Annotated in this window: 14 protein-coding genes and 1 tRNA gene; 10 read left to right on the forward strand and 5 right to left on the reverse strand. The window is 73.5% G+C overall.

Annotation, left to right across the window (positions count from 1 at the left end):
- Positions 1 to 60: 60 nt before the first annotated feature.
- Positions 61 to 133: transfer RNA gene (locus ACWPXV_RS11195), tRNA-His, on the reverse strand.
- A gap of 74 nt (positions 134 to 207) precedes the next feature.
- Entirely contained in the window at positions 208 to 894 is a 687-nt protein-coding gene (gene orn / locus ACWPXV_RS11200) for an oligoribonuclease (protein ID WP_454085308.1), read from the reverse strand.
- Between the two features lie 154 nt (positions 895 to 1,048).
- Between orn and ACWPXV_RS11205 the strand changes: the two genes are divergently transcribed.
- The 8 genes from ACWPXV_RS11205 (at position 1,049) to ACWPXV_RS11240 (ending at position 10,271) form a co-directional block, all read left to right on the forward strand.
- A complete protein-coding gene (locus tag ACWPXV_RS11205) occupies positions 1,049 to 2,107 on the forward strand; it encodes a hypothetical protein (protein WP_454085309.1) in 1,059 nt (352 codons plus the stop codon).
- Positions 2,104 to 3,684 (forward strand): hypothetical protein, encoded by a 1,581-nt coding sequence (locus ACWPXV_RS11210; RefSeq protein ID WP_454085310.1) that lies wholly within the window; start codon positions 2,104 to 2,106, stop codon positions 3,682 to 3,684. The genes ACWPXV_RS11205 and ACWPXV_RS11210 overlap by 4 nt, the downstream gene beginning before the upstream one ends.
- Positions 3,681 to 4,403, forward strand: a complete 723-nt coding sequence (locus ACWPXV_RS11215) for an ABC transporter ATP-binding protein (RefSeq protein WP_454085311.1) — start codon at positions 3,681 to 3,683, stop codon at positions 4,401 to 4,403. The genes ACWPXV_RS11210 and ACWPXV_RS11215 overlap by 4 nt, the downstream gene beginning before the upstream one ends.
- Positions 4,400 to 5,623 (forward strand): ABC transporter permease, encoded by a 1,224-nt coding sequence (locus ACWPXV_RS11220; protein ID WP_454085312.1) that lies wholly within the window; start codon positions 4,400 to 4,402, stop codon positions 5,621 to 5,623. Before ACWPXV_RS11215 ends, ACWPXV_RS11220 begins: the two co-directional genes overlap by 4 nt.
- A gap of 46 nt (positions 5,624 to 5,669) precedes the next feature.
- Entirely contained in the window at positions 5,670 to 6,335 is a 666-nt protein-coding gene (locus ACWPXV_RS11225) for a TetR family transcriptional regulator (protein WP_454085313.1), read from the forward strand.
- A 13-nt stretch (positions 6,336 to 6,348) separates the two neighbouring features.
- Entirely contained in the window at positions 6,349 to 7,275 is a 927-nt protein-coding gene (locus ACWPXV_RS11230; protein WP_454085314.1) for an ABC transporter ATP-binding protein, read from the forward strand.
- Positions 7,272 to 8,921, forward strand: coding sequence for an ABC transporter permease (locus ACWPXV_RS11235; protein WP_454085315.1), 1,650 nt, complete (start codon positions 7,272 to 7,274; stop codon positions 8,919 to 8,921). Before ACWPXV_RS11230 ends, ACWPXV_RS11235 begins: the two co-directional genes overlap by 4 nt.
- Before the next feature lie 105 nt (positions 8,922 to 9,026).
- Positions 9,027 to 10,271, forward strand: a complete 1,245-nt coding sequence (locus ACWPXV_RS11240; protein WP_454085316.1) for an APC family permease — start codon at positions 9,027 to 9,029, stop codon at positions 10,269 to 10,271.
- Here the strand turns inward: ACWPXV_RS11240 and ACWPXV_RS11245 are convergent.
- Entirely contained in the window at positions 10,238 to 11,599 is a 1,362-nt protein-coding gene (locus ACWPXV_RS11245) for an MFS transporter (protein WP_454085317.1), read from the reverse strand. The two genes, ACWPXV_RS11240 and ACWPXV_RS11245, sit on opposite strands and share 34 nt — an antisense overlap.
- Before the next feature lie 133 nt (positions 11,600 to 11,732).
- On the opposite strand from ACWPXV_RS11245, the gene ACWPXV_RS11250 reads away from it, so the two are divergent.
- Positions 11,733 to 13,121 (forward strand): MFS transporter, encoded by a 1,389-nt coding sequence (locus tag ACWPXV_RS11250; protein ID WP_454085318.1) that lies wholly within the window; start codon positions 11,733 to 11,735, stop codon positions 13,119 to 13,121.
- Here the strand turns inward: ACWPXV_RS11250 and ACWPXV_RS11255 are convergent.
- Positions 13,118 to 14,641, reverse strand: a complete 1,524-nt coding sequence (locus ACWPXV_RS11255) for a SulP family inorganic anion transporter (RefSeq protein ID WP_454085400.1) — start codon at positions 14,639 to 14,641, stop codon at positions 13,118 to 13,120. The genes ACWPXV_RS11250 and ACWPXV_RS11255 overlap by 4 nt on opposite strands.
- Positions 14,642 to 14,899: 258 nt before the next feature.
- On the opposite strand from ACWPXV_RS11255, the gene ACWPXV_RS11260 reads away from it, so the two are divergent.
- Complete coding sequence (locus ACWPXV_RS11260) at positions 14,900 to 15,292, forward strand: MerR family transcriptional regulator (protein ID WP_454085319.1); 393 nt, start codon at positions 14,900 to 14,902, stop codon at positions 15,290 to 15,292.
- Positions 15,293 to 15,313: 21 nt separating this feature from the next.
- Here the strand turns inward: ACWPXV_RS11260 and ACWPXV_RS11265 are convergent, their stop codons facing one another.
- Positions 15,314 to 16,879 (reverse strand): SPFH domain-containing protein, encoded by a 1,566-nt coding sequence (locus ACWPXV_RS11265; RefSeq protein ID WP_454085320.1) that lies wholly within the window; start codon positions 16,877 to 16,879, stop codon positions 15,314 to 15,316.
- Between the last annotated feature and the right edge of the window lie 10 nt (positions 16,880 to 16,889).

Here is a 16,889-nt window from a genome sequence, read left to right on the forward strand (position 1 = left end):
GGGGAGAGTGGGCGGGAAATGGGCGAGGCCCGGACCTGTCGGTCCGGGCCTCGCGCTCCGGGTGAGTGACGGGACTTGAACCCGCGACATCCGCGACCACAACGCGGCGCTCTACCAGCTGAGCTACACCCACCATGCACGCCTCAGGGAGGCGCAGCAGTCACCCACTGTAGCCGCTGGACCCCAGCGGTGTGGAATCCGGACGGCTCAGGAGCCGGTGATGCGTGTCTCACCGCCGGCCTTGGCGGCCGCCTTCGCGGCGAGGCGCTCGATCTCGGCCGCCGTCGGGCTGGAGGTGACGGCCTCGGCGGCCGCCTTGACGGTGGGCGTGTCCGGGCCCTCGCCCTCGGGCCACAGGACGGCGCGGTAGTAGCGCAGCTCGTCGATGCTCTCGAGGATGTCCGCCAGCGCCCGGTGGCCACCGTGCTTCTGCGGGGAGTGGAAGTAGGCGCGTGGGTACCAGCGCCGGGCCAGCTCCTTGACCGAGGACACGTCGATGATCCGGTAGTGCAGGTGCTCGACGAGCTCGGGCATGTCGCGCTCGAGGAAGGTGCGGTCGGTGCCCACCGAGTTGCCCGCCAGCGGGGCCTTGCGCTGCTCGGGCACCCAGCGGCGCACGTAGGCGAGGACCTGCTCCTGTGCATCAGCCATCGTGAGCCCGGCATCGAGCTCCTCGAGGAGGCCGGAGGACGTGTGCATCTCGCGCACGACGTGGCCCATCTGCTCCACGGCCCCGGCGGGCGGCGCGATGACGAGGTCGATCCCCGCGTCCACCGGCCGCAGCTCGGAGTCGGTGACGACGACGGCGACCTCGATGAGCGCGTCCCGGCTGAGGTCCAGCCCGGTCATCTCGCAGTCGATCCAGACGATCGGGTCCTTGATGGTTGCAGGCACCGTCCCACTCTAGGTGCTGGCCCCCGACCGTTACCGAATCGAGTCCGCCGACGGCGGAAATCATTCCTTGGGACGACGCCGACGGGACGGCCCGCTTACTAGCGTGACTCGCATCGGCTCGCAACTGGAGCGCGCCCCACCCGAGGAGATGCCCATGCGCACCGCCCGAGTCGTCCTTGCCTCCGTCGCCGCTCTCGCGGCGCTCACCGCCTGTTCGGACGGTCCCTCCGCCGAGAGCGCCGAGCTCACCTGGGAGGACAGCCCCCTCAACAAGGCGCTCGGCGCCGTCTGGGGCAGCGGGCAGGACCCGGAGGAGATGGAGCGCGAGGAGGCGGAGCGCATGCGCGAGGTCGAGGAGGTCGTCGCCTCCTGCATGGCCGACGAGGGCTTCGAGTACACGCCCGTCGAGTACGACACCGGCGGCATGATCGTCACCGAGGACGAGGACTGGGACACCGAGGAGTGGGCCCAGCAGTACGGCTACGGGGTGACCACCGACCCGTGGTCGGCGCAGGAGGAGGAGGTCGCGGAGCCCGAGGAGGAGTGGGTCGACCCCAACGACGAGTACGTCAGCGGGATGTCCGCCTCCGAGCAGGAGGCCTACTACGAGGCCCTCTACGGCCCGCAGACCTTTATCGAGGAGGATGAGTGGGTCGAGGACGAGGAGTTCGTCGAGGAGTACGACTGGGAGGAGGCCGGCTGCCAGGGCCTGGCCAACCACGAGGTCTACGAGGAGGGGGACCCGTGGTCCGACCCGGCCTTCACCGAGCTCTTCGAGGCGATGGACCAGCTCTACCAGGACGGTGAGAAGGACCCCCGCATGCGGGAGGTCAACGACGAGTGGGCCGCCTGCATGGCGGACGCCGGCATCACCGGCATGACCACCCCCACGGCCGCGACCGAGCAGTTCTACGAGGAGTACGACGCGCTCTACCAGCAGGCCGACGCCGAGATCGACTGGGAGAACCTCGACTGGGAGGCCCTGGATGCCGCGGGCGGGACCGACCCCGTCGCGGAGGTCATGGAGAAGATGGGGCTGGCCGAGCTCCGCGAGCGGGAGATCGCCGCCGCCGTCGCCGACTTCCACTGCCAGGAGGAGCTGGACGTGGAGGCCCGGTCCCTCGAGATCCAGTTCGAGCTCGAGGAGAAGTTCATCGAGACCTACCAGGCGGACATCGACGCCGTCGTCGCGGCGTACGGGAAGGACGCGTGATCCGCCTCCGCCGCCGGCAGCAGCCGAGCGAGCCGGACGGCGCCGTCCTCGACCTGCCCGGTGAGCCCGAGGAGGAGCTGCCGCCCGGGGTCCGGCCGCCCCGCGCGAACCGGACGATCGTCGTCGTCGCCGCGACCGCCGTCGCGAGCCTCGCGGCCGGGATCGGGGTGAGCAACCTCGTCATCTCCCCGGCGCAGCGCGCGGCGGAGGCCGCGCCGCCCGAGGCCGGGCTCATCACCGTGCCGGTCGAGGAGCGCGAGCTGTCCACCGACCTCACCCTGCGCGGCGACGCGCTCTACGACGACCCGGTCTCGGTGGCCCTCGAGACCACCGACATGGGCGGGCCCGCCATCGTCACCGGGCAGGTGCCCGAGGTCGGGGACCTCGTCGAGGCGGGGCAGGTGGTCATGGAGGTCGCCGGGCGGCCGGTCGTTGTGCTGCCCGGGGAGCTGCCCGTCTACCGCACGCTGCGCGTGGGCAGCTCGGGGCCCGACGTCACCCAGCTCAAGGACGCGCTGCACTCGCTCGGCCTGGGCGTCGGCAACCGCGACTCCGACGTCTTCGACGCCGCCACCTCCGCCGCCGTCGACGCCCTCTACCAGGAGGCCGGCTACGCCTCGCCCGTCGCGGAGGAGGGGGCCGACGAGGCGCTCACCGCCGCCCGCGAGGGGCTGCGGATGGCCGAGGAGGCCTACGCGCAGGCGCAGGCGGAGGTCAACCGGGCCGCGGGCGGGCTGCCCCGCTCGGAGCGGCTGCGGCTCGACACCGCGGTGGCCCGCGCCGAGCGAGCCGTCCAGGTCGCGGCGCCGGAGGGCGCCGAGGCCGTCACCCAGGCGCGGGAGGAGCTGGCGGTCGTCCGTGCCGAGCGTGAGGAGGCGCTTGCCGCCCCGGACACCTCCGCCGAGCGCTCCGCCCGGGACGCCGCCGCCACCGCCGTCGAGGACGCCGCGCGGGCGCTCGCCGAGGCGCGCAACAACGCGATGACCCCGCTGCCGGCGGCGGAGGTCGTCTTCGTCGACACCCTGCCGCGCCGGGTCGACTCCGTCATGGTGCGCCGCGGGGACACGGTGAGCGGGGAGGCGCTGACCATCTCCGGGGCGACCCTCCAGGTCCTCGCCAGCGTCTCCGACGCCGACGCCGCCCTCGTCCCCGAGGGCACCACGGCCTACGTCACGGTGGGGGACGAGGAGATCGAGGCGACCGTCACCGAGACGCGCACCCCCAGCGCCCGGCCCGACGCCGACGGCGAGGGGGAGGGTGACGGCGGCGGCGGCGGTGGCGGCGACCGGCACGAGCTCGTGCTCGTCCCGGTCGACATCACCGAGGAGCAGCGCGCCGAGATCGTCGGCGCCAACGTCCGCGTGACGGTCCCGCTCGAGTCGACCGGCGGGGAGGTCCTCGTCGTGCCCGTCGCCGCGCTGACCGCCGGCGCCGGCGGGGAGAGCCGCGTCGAGGTGGACCGCGGCGGTGAGCGCACCGAGATCGTCGTCGTCGAGACCGGCCTCACGGCTGACGGGTACGTCGAGGTCAGCGGCGAGGGCCTGGCCGTCGGCGACCTCGTGGTGGTCGGACGGTGACGGCCGCGCCGGTCCACGAGGACACGGTCGTCGACGACGGCGAGGTGCCGCCCGTCGTCGACCTTCGGGAGGTCTCCCGCTCCTTCCCCGGCCCGCCCGCCGTCACCGCGCTGCACCCCGTCTCCCTCCGGGTGCCGCGCGGGGAGTACCTCTCCATCGTCGGGCCCTCCGGCTCGGGCAAGTCGACGCTGCTCAACCTCCTCGGCCTCCTCGACCGGCCCTCGGCCGGGGAGTACTGGCTCGACGGCATCCCCACCCACACGGTGGGCGAGCGGCAGCGCACCGCGCTGCGCGGCGGGCTCATCGGCTTCGTCTTCCAGGCCTTCCACCTGCTCCCGCACCGGACGGTCCTGGAGAACGTCCTGCTCGCCACGATGTACTCCGGCCTGCCGCGCGAGGAGCGCCTGCGCCGCGCCTACGCCGCCCTGCAGCGGGTGGGGCTCGAGCACCGCATCGGCTTCCGGCCCACGACGCTCTCGGGCGGGGAGCGCCAGCGCGTCGCCGTCGCCCGGGCGGTCGTCACCGCGCCGCGGCTGCTGCTCGCCGACGAGCCCACCGGCAACCTCGACACCGTGACGTCCGGGGAGGTCCTCGACCTCTTCGACGAGCTGCACGCCGACGGCCTCACCCTGCTCGTCATCACCCACGACGACGCCGTCGCCGCGCGCGCCCAGCGCCGCGTGCGGATCACCGACGGCGTGCTGCGGGAGGTGCCGTGAAAGGCAACGGCTTCGGGCTGCGTGACCTGCTGCGCGAGTCCGCGCACGGCATCGGCGCGCGCCCCGGCAAGCTCGCCCTCACGATCCTCGGCACGGTGCTCGGCATCGCGGCGCTCGTCGTCACCATCGGGATGGCCCAGACCGGCGGCGGTCAGATCGCCCGCCAGTTCGACGCCGTCGCGGCGACCCAGGCCGTCGTCACGCCCGGCACCGCGGAGGGGGCGGGCGGCGCGAGCCGCTCACGCACGGCGCTGCCCTGGGACAGCTCCGAGCGGCTGGAGCGCCTGGCCGGCGTCGAGGCCGCCGTCCTCATGGCCGACCTCGACGCCGGGGAGCGCCGGATCACCTCCGTGCCGCTCGTCGACCCCGCGGCGGCCACCCAGGCCCAGCCCAGCCTCGTGGCGAGCTCGGACCAGCTGCTGCCCGCCCTGCGCGGGGAGCTGGCCACCGGGCGCATGTTCGACGCGGGCCACGACGCCCGCGCCGACCGCGTCGTCGTCCTCGGCTCCGGCGCCGCCCAGCGGCTGAGCATCAACCGGGTGGACTCCCAGCCCGCCATCTTCATCGGCGAGGAGGCCTACACGGTCATCGGCATCATCGACGACGTCGCCCGCCGCAAGGACGTCCTCGACGCCGTCATCCTCCCGCTGGGGACCGCACGCGCCGACCTCGACCTCACGGCGGCCACCGAGGTGCAGGTGCGCATCGCCGTCGGCGCCGGTCCGCTGCTCGCCGAGCAGGCGCCGCGCGCGCTGTCGCCGAACACCCCGGAGAACGTCACCGTCCAGGCCCCGTCCCTGGGGAACGTGCTGCGGGAGAACGTCCAGGGCGACATCAACGCGATCTTCCTCGCGCTCGGCGGGGTGGCGCTGCTCGTCGGTGGCCTCGGGATCGCCAACGTCACGCTGCTGGGCGTCATGGAGCGGGTGGGGGAGATCGGTCTGCGCCGGGCGCTGGGCGCGAGCCGCCGCCAGATCGCCACCCAGTTCATCGCGGAGTCGGTGACCATCGGTTTGCTCGGTGGGCTCATCGGGGCCTCGCTGGGCGCCTTCGCGGTCGTGGGGATCAGCGTGGTCCAGGAGTGGACGCCGATCCTCGACCTCGGTCTCGTCGCCGGCGCCGCCGCCCTCGGCGGGGTCATCGGTCTGCTCGCCGGGGCCTACCCGGCGCTCAAGGCCGCGTCCCTCGAGCCGGTCGCCGCCCTGCGCGGGGGGCTCTGACGCCGGCCTCTTGACCCCCGCTGAACGCGTGTTTAGTCTGTTGAACATGAGTTCAGCCGGTGCCACGGACGGTGGCGAGCTCACCGCCCGCGCCCGCATCCTCCACGCCGCCGTGCGCCGCTTCGCCGCCGACGGCGTGGGCGCCCCGCTCCGGACCGTCGCGGCGGACGCCGGGGTGAGCGCGGCGCTGATCATCCACCACTTCGGCTCCCGCGACGGGCTGCGCGAGGCCTGCGACGCCCACGTCCTCACGGTGGCTCGCGAGAACAAGACCCCCGTGCTCGGCGGCGGCGGTGGGGCGGGGGCGATGCTCACGCAGCTGGCGCAGATCGAGGGCTACGCGCCGGTCGTCGGCTACGTCCTGCGCCGGCTGCAGGCCGGTGGCCCGCTGGCCACCCAGCTCGTCGACGGTTTCGTCAGCGACGCCGTCGAGTACCTCCGGCAGGGGGAGGTGGCCGGCATCGTGCGGCCCAGCAGGTATCCCGAGGCCCGTGCGCGGGTCCTCACCGAGCAGGCGCTCGGCGCCCTGCTCCTCCAGCTGCCCGCCCAGCAGGAGCACCTCGACCTCGACGAGCTGCCCGGCTGGCTGCGCGCCTACTCCGAGCGCATCGTCGGCCCGCTCCTCGAGGTCTACACCGAGCCGCTGCTCACCGACCGGTCGCTGCTCGACTCCTACGTCGAGAGCCGCACCGGCCAGGCACCCGAACGCTGACAGGAGAGACACGATGTCGGACACCGCCATCCTCGCGCAGGACCTCGTCAAGACCTTCGGCTCCACCCGCGCCCTCGACGGCTTCTCGCTCCGCGTGCCGGCAGGTCAGGTCACCGGCTTCCTCGGTCCCAACGGGTCGGGCAAGTCGACGACCATCCGCGTCCTGCTCGGCATGCTCCGAGCCGACTCGGGCACCGCGCAGGTCCTCGGCCGGGACCCGTGGAGCGATGCCGTCGCCGTCCACCGGCGCCTCGCCTACGTCCCCGGCGACACGAGCCTGTGGCCCGGCCTCACCGGCGGCGAGGCGATCGACGTCCTCACCCGCCACGAGACGGGCAGTGCGCATCGCCGCCGGCGCGCCGAGCTGCTCGAGCGCTTCGAGCTCGACCCCACCAAGCGGACCCGGACCTACTCCAAGGGCAATCGCCAGAAGGTCGCGCTCGTCGCGGCGCTGTCCCGCGACGTCGAGCTGTACCTGCTCGACGAGCCGACCTCCGGCCTCGACCCCCTCATGGAGGCCGTATTCACCGAGGAGGTCCGCCGGGTCCGGGACGAAGGCCGCACCGTCCTGCTCTCCAGCCACATCCTCGCCGAGGTCGAGAAGCTCTGCGACACCGTGACGATCATCCGCGCGGGCCGCGACGTCGAGAGCGGCACCCTGGCCGAGCTGCGCCACCTCACCCGGTCCACCGTCACGGCCACGACGACGGCGGACCTGGACGCCGTCCGGCGGGCACCGGGGGTCCACGACCTCGCCGTCGACGGCGGCCGGCTGCGCTTCGACGTCGACGACACCGCCGTCCCGCAGCTGCTGCCCGTGCTCGCCGGGCTCGGCGTGCACAACCTCACCATCACCCCGCCCTCGCTCGAGGACCTCTTCCTGCGCCACTACGGCGACGAGCCGGAGCACCAGACCGCAGGGCGGAGGGCCGCACGATGACGACGACGACCGCCCCGGCCGCCACCGCGCGTGCGAGCACCGACGGCGGGGAGCTCCTCACCGGCACGGGCCGGCTGCTGCGCCTCTTCCTGCGGGTCTCGCGCCGGCAGATCCTCGTCTGGGCGCTCGCCTTCGCCGGGCTCGTGGCCGGCTCGGTGGCCACGCTCAAGGACACCTACCCCGACGCGCAGGCACTGCAGGCCCGAGCCGCCCTCATGGACAGCCCGGCCGCCGTCATGATGACCGGGCCCGCGTTCGCGCTGGACGACTACACCTTCGGCGCCATGCTCGCCAACGAGCTGTCGCTGTGGGTGTTCCTGCCCGCCGCCATCATGAGCGTGCTCCTCGTCGTCCGTCACACCCGCGGCGAGGAGGAGTCCGGCCGCCTGGAGATGCTGCGCTCGCTGCCCGTGGGCCGCTTCGCCCCGGCGCTCGCCGCCGTGCTCACCGTCACGGTCGCCAACCTCGCCGTCGGCGCCGCCGTCACGGCCTCGCTCGTCGGGACCGGGATGGCCGCGGCGGACTCGGTGGCCCTGGGGGTCGCGACCGCCCTCACCGGCCTCGTGTTCGGCGCGGTGGCCGCGGTGACGGCGCAGCTCACCGAGCACGCCCGCGCGGCCTCGGGCATGGCGCTGGGGGCGGTGGCCGTCGCGTTCCTCGTCCGTGGGGTCGGCGACGTCATCGAGCCCCAGGGCTCGTGGCTCTCGTGGCTCTCGCCCTTCGCGTGGGCGCAGCAGACGCGCCTCTACGTCGACCTGCGCTGGTGGCCGCTGGTGGTGGCGACCCTCGTGACCGTCCTGCTGCTCGGCCTTGCGGTGTCCCTCGCCCGGCAGCGCGACCTCGGGGCCGGCCTGCGGCCCGCCCGCCCCGGTCCGCCGGCCGCGTCCCGGTCGCTGCTCGCCCCCACCGGCCTCGCCCGGCGCCTCGTGTCCGGCACCTTCATCGGCTGGGCCGTCGCCCTGTTCCTCTTCGCCCTCGCGTTCGGGACGCTCGCGAACTCCCTCGAGGGCATGGTCGCCGACATCCCAGCGGTGGGGGAGTGGATCGACCTCGACCTCAGCGACCTCACCCGGTCCTTCGCCGCGGTCATGCTCGGGTTCCTCGCCGTCGGGCCGGCAGCGCTCGTCGTCTCCGGCGTCCTGCAGCTGCGGGCTGAGGAGCGGGCGGGCCGGGTCGAGGGACTGCTCGTCTCCGGGAGCTCGCGCACCGCCCTCCTCGCCCGGTGGGTCGCCGTCGTCCTCGTCGAGACAGTCCTCGTCCAGGTGCTCATCGGGCTCGGCGTGGGAGCCGGTGTCGCGCTGGCCACCGGTGAGGCCGCCTGGGTCGGTGAGCTCACGCTCGCCGCGCTCGCCCACCTGCCCGCGATCCTGCTCGTCGGCGCGCTGGCCGTGGCGCTGTACGGCCTCGCGCCGCGGGCGGCGGCCCTCGCGTGGGCGCTGGTGGTGTGGGCAGCGGTCGTCGCCTTCCTCGGGGGCCTCCTCGGGCTGCCCGGCTGGGCGCGCGACGTCTCACCCCTCGCCCACACCCCGGCGGTCCCCGACGCCGACCTCGCCCTCGCCCCGCTGCTCGTCATGGCCGCGCTCGCCGCCCTGCTCCTGCTTGCCGGTCTGGTCGGGCTGCGCCGCCGGGACGTCGGGACCGCCTGACCCCGCCGTCGGCGATGATGCCCGTTCACCGTCCGGACACCCGGCCGACCTACCGTGTGCCGCCGGGCGGCACGCCGCGCCCGGCCGGAGGAGGAGGTGGCCATCATGAGCGCCGGTGAGGACGAGCTGGCCCGACGGCTGGGGACGGGGGACGCCGTCGTCATCGGGCTCTCCTCGATGGTGGGGGCCGGTGTCTTCGCGGCCTTCGCGCCCGCCGCCGCCGTGGCCGGTGCCGGCCTCCTCGTCGGGCTCGCCGTCGCCGGGTTCGTCGCCTGGTGCAACGCGACGGCCTCGGCCCAGCTTGCCGCGCAGTACCCCACGTCCGGCGGGACCTACGTGTACGGCCGGGAACGGCTCGGTGCGTGGCCCGGATTCCTCGCGGGCTGGTCCTTCGTCGTCGGCAAGACCGCGAGCTGCGCGGCCATGGCGCTGACCTTCGGCGCCTATGCGGCCCCGCCGGGGTGGGAGCGACCGTTCGCGGCTCTCGCGGTCCTCGCCCTCGCCGCGGTCAACTACGCCGGCGTCACCCGGACCGCAGCGCTCGCCCGCGTCATCGTCACGTTCGTCGTCCTCGTCCTGCTGCTCGCGGTCACCGTCGGGGTGGGCACCGCCGACCGTGACCTGGCAGTACTGGTGCCGACAGACATGTCCTGGTCCGGTGTCCTGCAGTCGGCAGGACTCCTCTTCTTCGCCTTCGCCGGCTACGCACGCGTCGCGACGCTGGGCGAGGAGGTGCGCGACCCCGGGCGGGCGATCCCCCGGGCGGTCCTCACGGCGCTGGGACTGGCGCTCGTGCTCTACGCCCTCGTGGCCGTGATGCTCCTGCTCGCCCTCGGCCCGGAGCGGCTGGCCGCCTCCGCCGCTCCGGTGGCCGAGGCCGTCGCCGGGATGTGGCTCGCGCCGCTCGTGCGGGTCGCGGCGGCGCTCGCGGCACTCGGCGCGCTGCTCGCGCTCCTCGCCGGCATCGGCCGGACGAGCCTGGCCATGGCCCGGAACGGCGACCTGCCCGAGTGGCTCGCCGCGGTGCACCCGCGCTTCCGGGTGCCGCACCGTGCGGAGGTGGTGCTCGCCGTCGTCGTCGCCGTCCTCGTGCTGCTCGTCGACCTGCGCGAGGCGATCGGCTTCTCCTCCTTCGGCGTCCTGCTCTACTACGCCGTGGCCAACGCGGCCGCCTTCACCCAGCCCCGCGGCCGGCGCCGGTTCCCGCGGCTGCTGCAGGTCCTGGGCGTGGTCGGGTGCCTCGTCCTCGTCGCGTCACTGCCGCCGACGGCGGTGGTGGGCGGCGTCGTCGTGCTCCTCGCCGGGGTCGGCTACCGCTACGGGCGCGGGCGGCGGGCCAGCCGCCGGTAGGCGCGGTCCCACCAGTGCTCGGTCTGCGGGACGACGACGTGCTCCCCGCGCGCCATCCGCTCGAGGATGTCCGCGCGCACCCCGAGGAGCGTGAGGACCTGCGCGAGGGTGGAGAAGACGGCGATGAGGGCGATGGAGGCCACCGCCCACCGGTAGTCGAGCAGGCTCGGGTCGGTGCCGCCGCGCAGGTCCAGCACCCGCCCGACGACGATGGCCGCGAGCATCGCCCCGACGAAGCCGCCCGCGTTGACCAGGCCCGTCGCCGTCGAGATCCGCACGGGCGCGTTGTAGTCGCGGGCGATGTGGAAGCCGATCTGCGAGCCGGGGCCACCGATCGCGAGCATGACGAAGGCGATCGTCACGACGCCGTGCGGCGGCTGCCCGCCTGGCCACAGGACGAGCAGGGCCAGGGCGAGGATGCCGAGGAGCGCGACGACGATCGCCATCGGGGAGCGCCACGTGGGCCTGCGCCCCGCGAGCGGCCCGACGACGAAGCTCATCGTGAGCGTGCCGAGGACGAAGATCGACAGCTGGGAGGCGGCCGCGGCGTCGGACCAGCCGAGCCCGGCGGTGAGGTAGGGGAAGCCCCAGACGAGGGAGATGACGACGCCGGGGGTCATCGTGGCCTGGTGGGTCCAGAAGCCGAGGCGGGTCTCGCGACGGGCCCACGCGGCGCGGACGTCGGCGACGGCGCTGCGCGGGACGGCGGGCACGTCCGGGGACGGCACGGCACGGTAGGGCGCGGCGACCGCGGGCCGCAGCAGCAGGAGCGCATAGAGGAGCGACGCGGCCGCGGTGAAGGCGAAGGTGCGCGTCCAGCCCAGCCAGCCCAGGGCGGCGGCGAGCGGGACGGTGGCGGCGAGGTTGCCGGCCATCCCGATGAGCCCGGTGAGCATCGTGAGGAAGGCGTACCGGTGGTGCGGGAACCACATCGCGGCCAGCCGCAGGACGGCGATGAAGACGGCGGCGTCCCCGATGCCGAGCAGGGCGCGGGCCCCGAGGGCGACGGGGTAGCTCGTCGCGAGCGCGAAGCCCAGCTGCGCCGTCCCGAGCACGAGCGTGGCGACGAACAGGACGCGCCGCGGGCCGAAGCGGTCGATGGCGACGCCGGCGGGCACCTGCATGACGGCGTACAGGCCCAGCTGGACCATGACGAAGGAGCCGAGCTGGGTGGACGTGATCCCGAGACGGTCCACCGCGTCCGGGCCGGCCACGCCGAGCGAGGCACGGTGGAGGAGGGCGAGGAAGTAGACCCCGCCGCCGGCCAGCCACACGGCCCACGCCGACCGGCGGGCACGGTCACCGAAGCGGGAGAGAGGAGTCGTCACGATGCTCCATGATCCACCTGACCGCGGCGGTGCGTAGCATTCGTGGGGCATCACACCGTGAGAGAGGCGGCCCACCCTGAGCCCGGCGGACGACGGCACCACCCCCGACCCGCGGCGCTGGCGCATCCTCGCGGTGCTCCTCGTCGCGATCTTCATGTCGCTCGTGGGCGTGAGCATCATCAACGTCGTGCTGCCCTCGATCCAGCGCGGGCTGGACGCCTCGGACTCCGAGCTGCAGTGGGTGCTCACCGGCTACGCCCTCACCTTCGGCGTCGTCCTCGTCGCCGCCGGCCGCGCCGGGGACATTCTCGGCCGGGGCCCGCTGTTCATCGCCGGCGTCGCCCTCTTCACCCTCTCCTCGATCGCCGGCGGGCTCGCTCCCGACCCGCTCAGCCTCAACATCGCGCGGGTGCTCCAGGGCCTGGGGTCGGGCCTGCTCAACCCGCAGGCCGTGGGGATGATCCAGCAGTACTTCCGCGGTCCCGAGCGGGGCCGGGCCTTCGGTGCGCTCGGCAGCGTCATCGGGGTGTCGGTCGCCATCGGCCCCGTCATCGGGGGGCTCATCGTCCAGCTCGCCGGCGAGGCCCAGGGCTGGCGGTGGACCTTCCTCGTCAACGTGCCAGTCGGCATCGTCGCGATCGTCCTCGCGCTGCGCTGGCTGCCCCGGCCGCTGCGGAACCCGCGCGAGCGCGGCGGGCGGTCGGTGCTGCGCGAGCTCGACCCGGTGGGCGCCGTCCTGCTCGGCCTCGCGGTGCTCGCGCTGCTCCTGCCCTTCGTCGAGCGGTCCCTCGGGCCGGGCGGCTGGCTCGTCCTGCCCGTCGCCGTCGTGCTCCTCGGGGTGTGGCTGTGGTGGGAGCGCCGCTACCGGGACCGCGGGCACGCGCCCATGGTCGACCTCGCCCTCTTCCGAGTCCGCAGCTTCACCACCGGCACGCTCATCGCCGGCCTGTACTTCATGGGCGTGACGAGCGTGTGGGTGCTCGTGGCGCTCTACGTCCAGAACGGCCTGGGCCGCAGCGCCCTGGAGGCGGGGCTCATCGGCATGCCCGCCGCGGTCCTGTCCGCGTTCACCGCGAACTGGTCCGGCCGGCGGGTGACGCGCCACGGCCGGCGGATCGTCGTCGCCGGGATCTGCAGCGCGATCGTCGGCCTGGGGCTGAGCATCGCCGTCGTCCAGCTCGTCGACGCGGGCCACGTGAGCGTGTGGTGGATGCTCCTCACGCTCGCCTTCGTCGGCGGCGCGCAGGGACTGGTCATCACCCCGAACCAGACGATCACGCTGGGGGAGGTGCCGCTCGAGTACGCCGGCAGCGCCGGCGGGGTGCTGCAGACGGGGCAGCGCATCGGGACCGCGATGGGGCTGGGCATCATCACGGCCATCGCCTTCGCGGTGCTCGACGGCAGCGGGTGGCCGCTCGCCGTCACCGCCGGGTTCGCGGCGACGGCGGCACTGCTGCTCGTCACCCTCGTGGTCGCCGTCGTCGACGCGCGGAGGGGGACGGCGGGCGAGCTCCGGTCCTAGGACTCCCCGCCGAGGTGGCCGGCGAGGCGGGCATGACGCTGGGCGCTCGCCTCGTTCAGCCCGGTGATGGTGACGTTCTTGCCCTTGGCGGCGTACTTCGTCGTGATCGCGTCGAGCGTCGCGACGGTCGACGCGTCCCAGATGTGGGACCGGGAGAGGTCGATGACGACGTTCTTCGGGTCCCCGGTGTAGTCGAACTGGTAGACGAGGTCGTTGGACGACGCCCACAGCAGCTCACCGACGACCGCGTAGACGCGGGTGTCGTCGTCGGGGTGAGCCACCTCGACGACCTCGGTGAAGTGGGCGACCCGGTTGACGAACATGACGGCCGCGACGACGACGCCCGCGATGACGCCGTAGGCGAGGTTCTCGGTGACGACGGTGACGACGACGGTCGCGAGCATGACCGTCGTCTCGCTCTTGGGCATGCGGCGCAGGGTGGAGGGCTTGACCGAGTGCCAGTCGAAGGTGGCGACCGAGACCATGACCATGACCGCGACGAGCGCGGCCATCGGGATCAACCCGACGATGTCGCCCAGCCCGACGACGAGGATGAGGAGGAAGACGCCGGCGAGGAAGGTCGAGATGCGGGTGCGGGCGCCCGAGACCTTGACGTTGATCATCGTCTGGCCGATCATTGCGCAGCCGCCCATCCCGCCGAAGAAGCCGGTGATGATGTTGGCGGCGCCCTGGCCCCAGGCCTCGCGGGTCTTGTTCGAGTGGGTGTCGGTGACGTCGTCGACGAGCTTCGCCGTCATGAGCGACTCCATGAGCCCGACGAGCGCCATCGCGACGGCGAAGGGGCCGATGATCTGCAGCGTCTCCAGGGTGAGCGGGACGTTCGGCAGGAACAGGGAGGGCAGGGAGTCGGGCAGGTCGCCCTGGTCCCCGACGTTCGGGACGGCGAGGCCGAAGGCCAGGGTCACCCCGGTGAGAACGACGATCGCCACGAGCGGCCCTGGCACGGCCCTGGTGAGCCGCGGCATGAGGACGATGAGCGCGATGCCCACGACGACCATGGCGTAGACGTGCCACGAGACGTCCGTGAGGTAGGGGAGCTGGGCGAGGAAGATGAGGATCGCGAGGGCGTTGACGAAGCCGACCATGACGCTGCGCGGGATGAAGCGCATGAGCCGGGCGACGCCGAGGAGACCCATGGCGACCTGGATGAGGCCGGCGAGGATGACCGTCGCGATGAGGTAGTCCATGCCGTGCTCGCGCATGACCGGCGCGATGACGAGCGCGACGGCGCCGGTCGCCGCCGAGATCATCGCGGGACGCCCGCCGAGGAAGGCGATGGAGACGGCCATCGTGAAGGAGGCGAAGAGCCCGACGCGGGGATCCACGCCGGCGATGATCGAGAAGGAGATCGCCTCGGGGATGAGCGCCAGCGCCACGACGAGTCCGGCGAGGACCTCCGTGCGCAGGCGTCGCGGGTCGCGCAGGGCGCCGATGACGGAGGTGACGTCCTGGGTGCGGGCCATCCGGCGTTCCATCGGGCTGCGGTCGGAGCGGCGCATGCCGGCGAAGGGTGAGGTCACGAGGTCTCCCGTGGTCAAAGGCGCGCACGCCCGGCGGTCAAGGACAGGTCGGCGCGCCGTCGGGCCAAGTCGGTGAGCGACGGGTGCCCGACCGTGGCCGGCACGGACCCGCGGTGCTCCGTGGGGAACCCTAACGTAACGTCAGGGTGGTGCCCACATGATCTCCCTCACGCCGCGTCGTCGGACCGCACGGCGTCGATAGAGTCGGGGCTCGAAACGCGGGAGAGGACGCTGGCGATGGGTCGGATGCAGATCGGTGAGGTCGCCGAGCGGACAGGGCTGTCCCTGCGCACGATCCGCTACTACGGCGAGGTCGGCCTCGTCGCGCCGTCGGGCAGGACCGAGGGCGGCTTCCGTCTCTACACCGACGGCGACGTCGCCACGCTCGAGCTCATCAAGACGATGAAGCCGCTGGGCTACACGCTCGAGGAGATGAGCGAGGTCCTCGGGGTCATTGCCGAGCTCGACCGTGAGACGGCGGCCGGTCGGAGGGCCGAGCTCCTCGAGCAGCTGGCGGCCATCCGCGCGACCGCAGCGACGCGGAAGGAACGCCTCGTCGAGCAGCTGGCCGCCGCCGAGTCCTTCATCGTCCGGCTCGACGAACGAGCCGGCCACACCCCGGCGCCGTAGGGGACGGCGCCGGGGCAGGAGTCAGCTCGCCGCGCCGTCGCCCGACTCGTCGCGACCGGCACCGGCGGCTGCGGGCGTCAGGCCCGCCGACCGGCTGTCGTCCGCGCGGCCGCGGACGAGGTCGAGGAGATCGATGCCGGTCTGGGCCTTGAGCAGCGTGCCGAGCTCCTGAACACCCACGGAGACCTGCTCGGTGAGGCGCGAGGCGCCGGACTTGTCGATGACCGTGATGTCGTCGATGCTGCCGAGCGCGTCCGCGTAGGGCTGGGCCATGCGGGGCAGCGCGTCGAGGATCATCTGGAGACGGGCCGACTCGGGGAACGCCTGGTAGGCGTCCGACTCGGCCTTGATGGCGGCACCGCGGGCCTCACCCTTGGCACGCTCGGCGGCCGCCTCGGCCTCGCCGCGCGCCTGGGTACCGTCCGCCTCGGCACGGGCGAGGGCGAGGGCACCCTCGGCACGGCGCTGCTGCTGGACGAGGTCGGCCTCGGCGCGGGCGCGGGCCGCGGACGCCTCGGCGTCGGCCTGCGCGATGGTCCGCTGGGCCTCCGCCTCGGCCTTGCGGATGGCGGTCGTCTTGGACGCCTCCGCCTCCTGCTCGACGGCGTACTTGCGGGCGTCGGCCTCCTGCGCGGCCTCGTACTTGCGGGCCTCGGCGGGCTTGCGGACCTCGGTCTGCAGCTCCTGCTCGCGCAGCGCCGCCCGACGCACGGCGACCTGCTCCTGCTCGATGAGGACGGCCTGCTGCGCCTCGGCCTCGGCCCGCTCCTTGGCCGCCTCGGCCTCGGCCTGGGCCTGCGCCGTCTGCTGGGCGATCTGGGCGTTGCGCAGGGCGAGGGCCTTGTTCGACTCGGCGATCTGGACCGCGGCCTCGTTGGACCGCTCGGTGCTCTCCTGCTGGGCCTGCGCCTCGGCGATCTCCGCGTCACGGGCGACGGCGGCGGCCCGGGGACGCCCGAGGTTGCGGATGTAGTCGCCGGAGTCCTCGACGGTCTGGATCTCGAAGTTCTCCAGGACGAGGCCGCGCTCGGCGAGCATCGGGACGGCGATGTCCTTGACCTCCTTCGAGAACTCCTGGCGCTCGTAGAGGATCGACTCGACGGTCAGCGTTCCGGCGATCGTGCGGAGCACACCGACGAGCACCTCGCTCGTCTGCTGCTCGATGACCTGCTCCTGGCTACGGCCGGCGAAGCGCTGGGCGGCGGCACGCACCATCCGCTCGGTGCCACCGACCTTGACGACGGCGATGGAGCGCAGCGTGACACCGACACCGCTCTTCGTGGTGGCGTCCTCGGCGGCGACCGAGAAGCTCTGGGAGGCCAGCGACAGGCGCACGACCTGCTCGAAGACCGGCTTGACGAAGGTGCCGCCTCCGATGACGACGCGCTGGCCGGACAGGTCGGTGGTCTCGTCCCCGGTCTCCGGGTTGATGACGGGCTTGCCGCTCTTGCGGCCGGTGATGATGAGCGCCTCGTCCGGGGTGGCGATCTTGAAGCGCACCTTGGCGTAGATGAAGCCGATGATGACGAGGACGATGAGGGCAACGACCGCCACGACGACGATCAGGGCGGTGCCGGCGAGTTCCATGGAGCTCCTA

It is taken from the genome of Georgenia sp. Marseille-Q6866 (assembly GCF_965111665.1).

Coding starts and splice junctions, on each gene's coding strand:
- ACWPXV_RS11205 (WP_454085309.1), top strand. CDS start 1,049: ATGCGCACCGCCCGAGTCGTCCTTGCCTCCGTCGCCGCTCTCGCGGCG.
- ACWPXV_RS11225 (WP_454085313.1), top strand. CDS start 5,670: ATGAGTTCAGCCGGTGCCACGGACGGTGGCGAGCTCACCGCCCGCGCC.
- ACWPXV_RS11230 (WP_454085314.1), top strand. CDS start 6,349: ATGTCGGACACCGCCATCCTCGCGCAGGACCTCGTCAAGACCTTCGGC.
- ACWPXV_RS11235 (WP_454085315.1), top strand. CDS start 7,272: ATGACGACGACGACCGCCCCGGCCGCCACCGCGCGTGCGAGCACCGAC.
- ACWPXV_RS11240 (WP_454085316.1), top strand. CDS start 9,027: ATGAGCGCCGGTGAGGACGAGCTGGCCCGACGGCTGGGGACGGGGGAC.
- ACWPXV_RS11255 (WP_454085400.1), bottom strand. CDS start 14,641: ATGCGCCGCTCCGACCGCAGCCCGATGGAACGCCGGATGGCCCGCACC.
- ACWPXV_RS11260 (WP_454085319.1), top strand. CDS start 14,900: ATGGGTCGGATGCAGATCGGTGAGGTCGCCGAGCGGACAGGGCTGTCC.
- ACWPXV_RS11265 (WP_454085320.1), bottom strand. CDS start 16,879: ATGGAACTCGCCGGCACCGCCCTGATCGTCGTCGTGGCGGTCGTTGCC.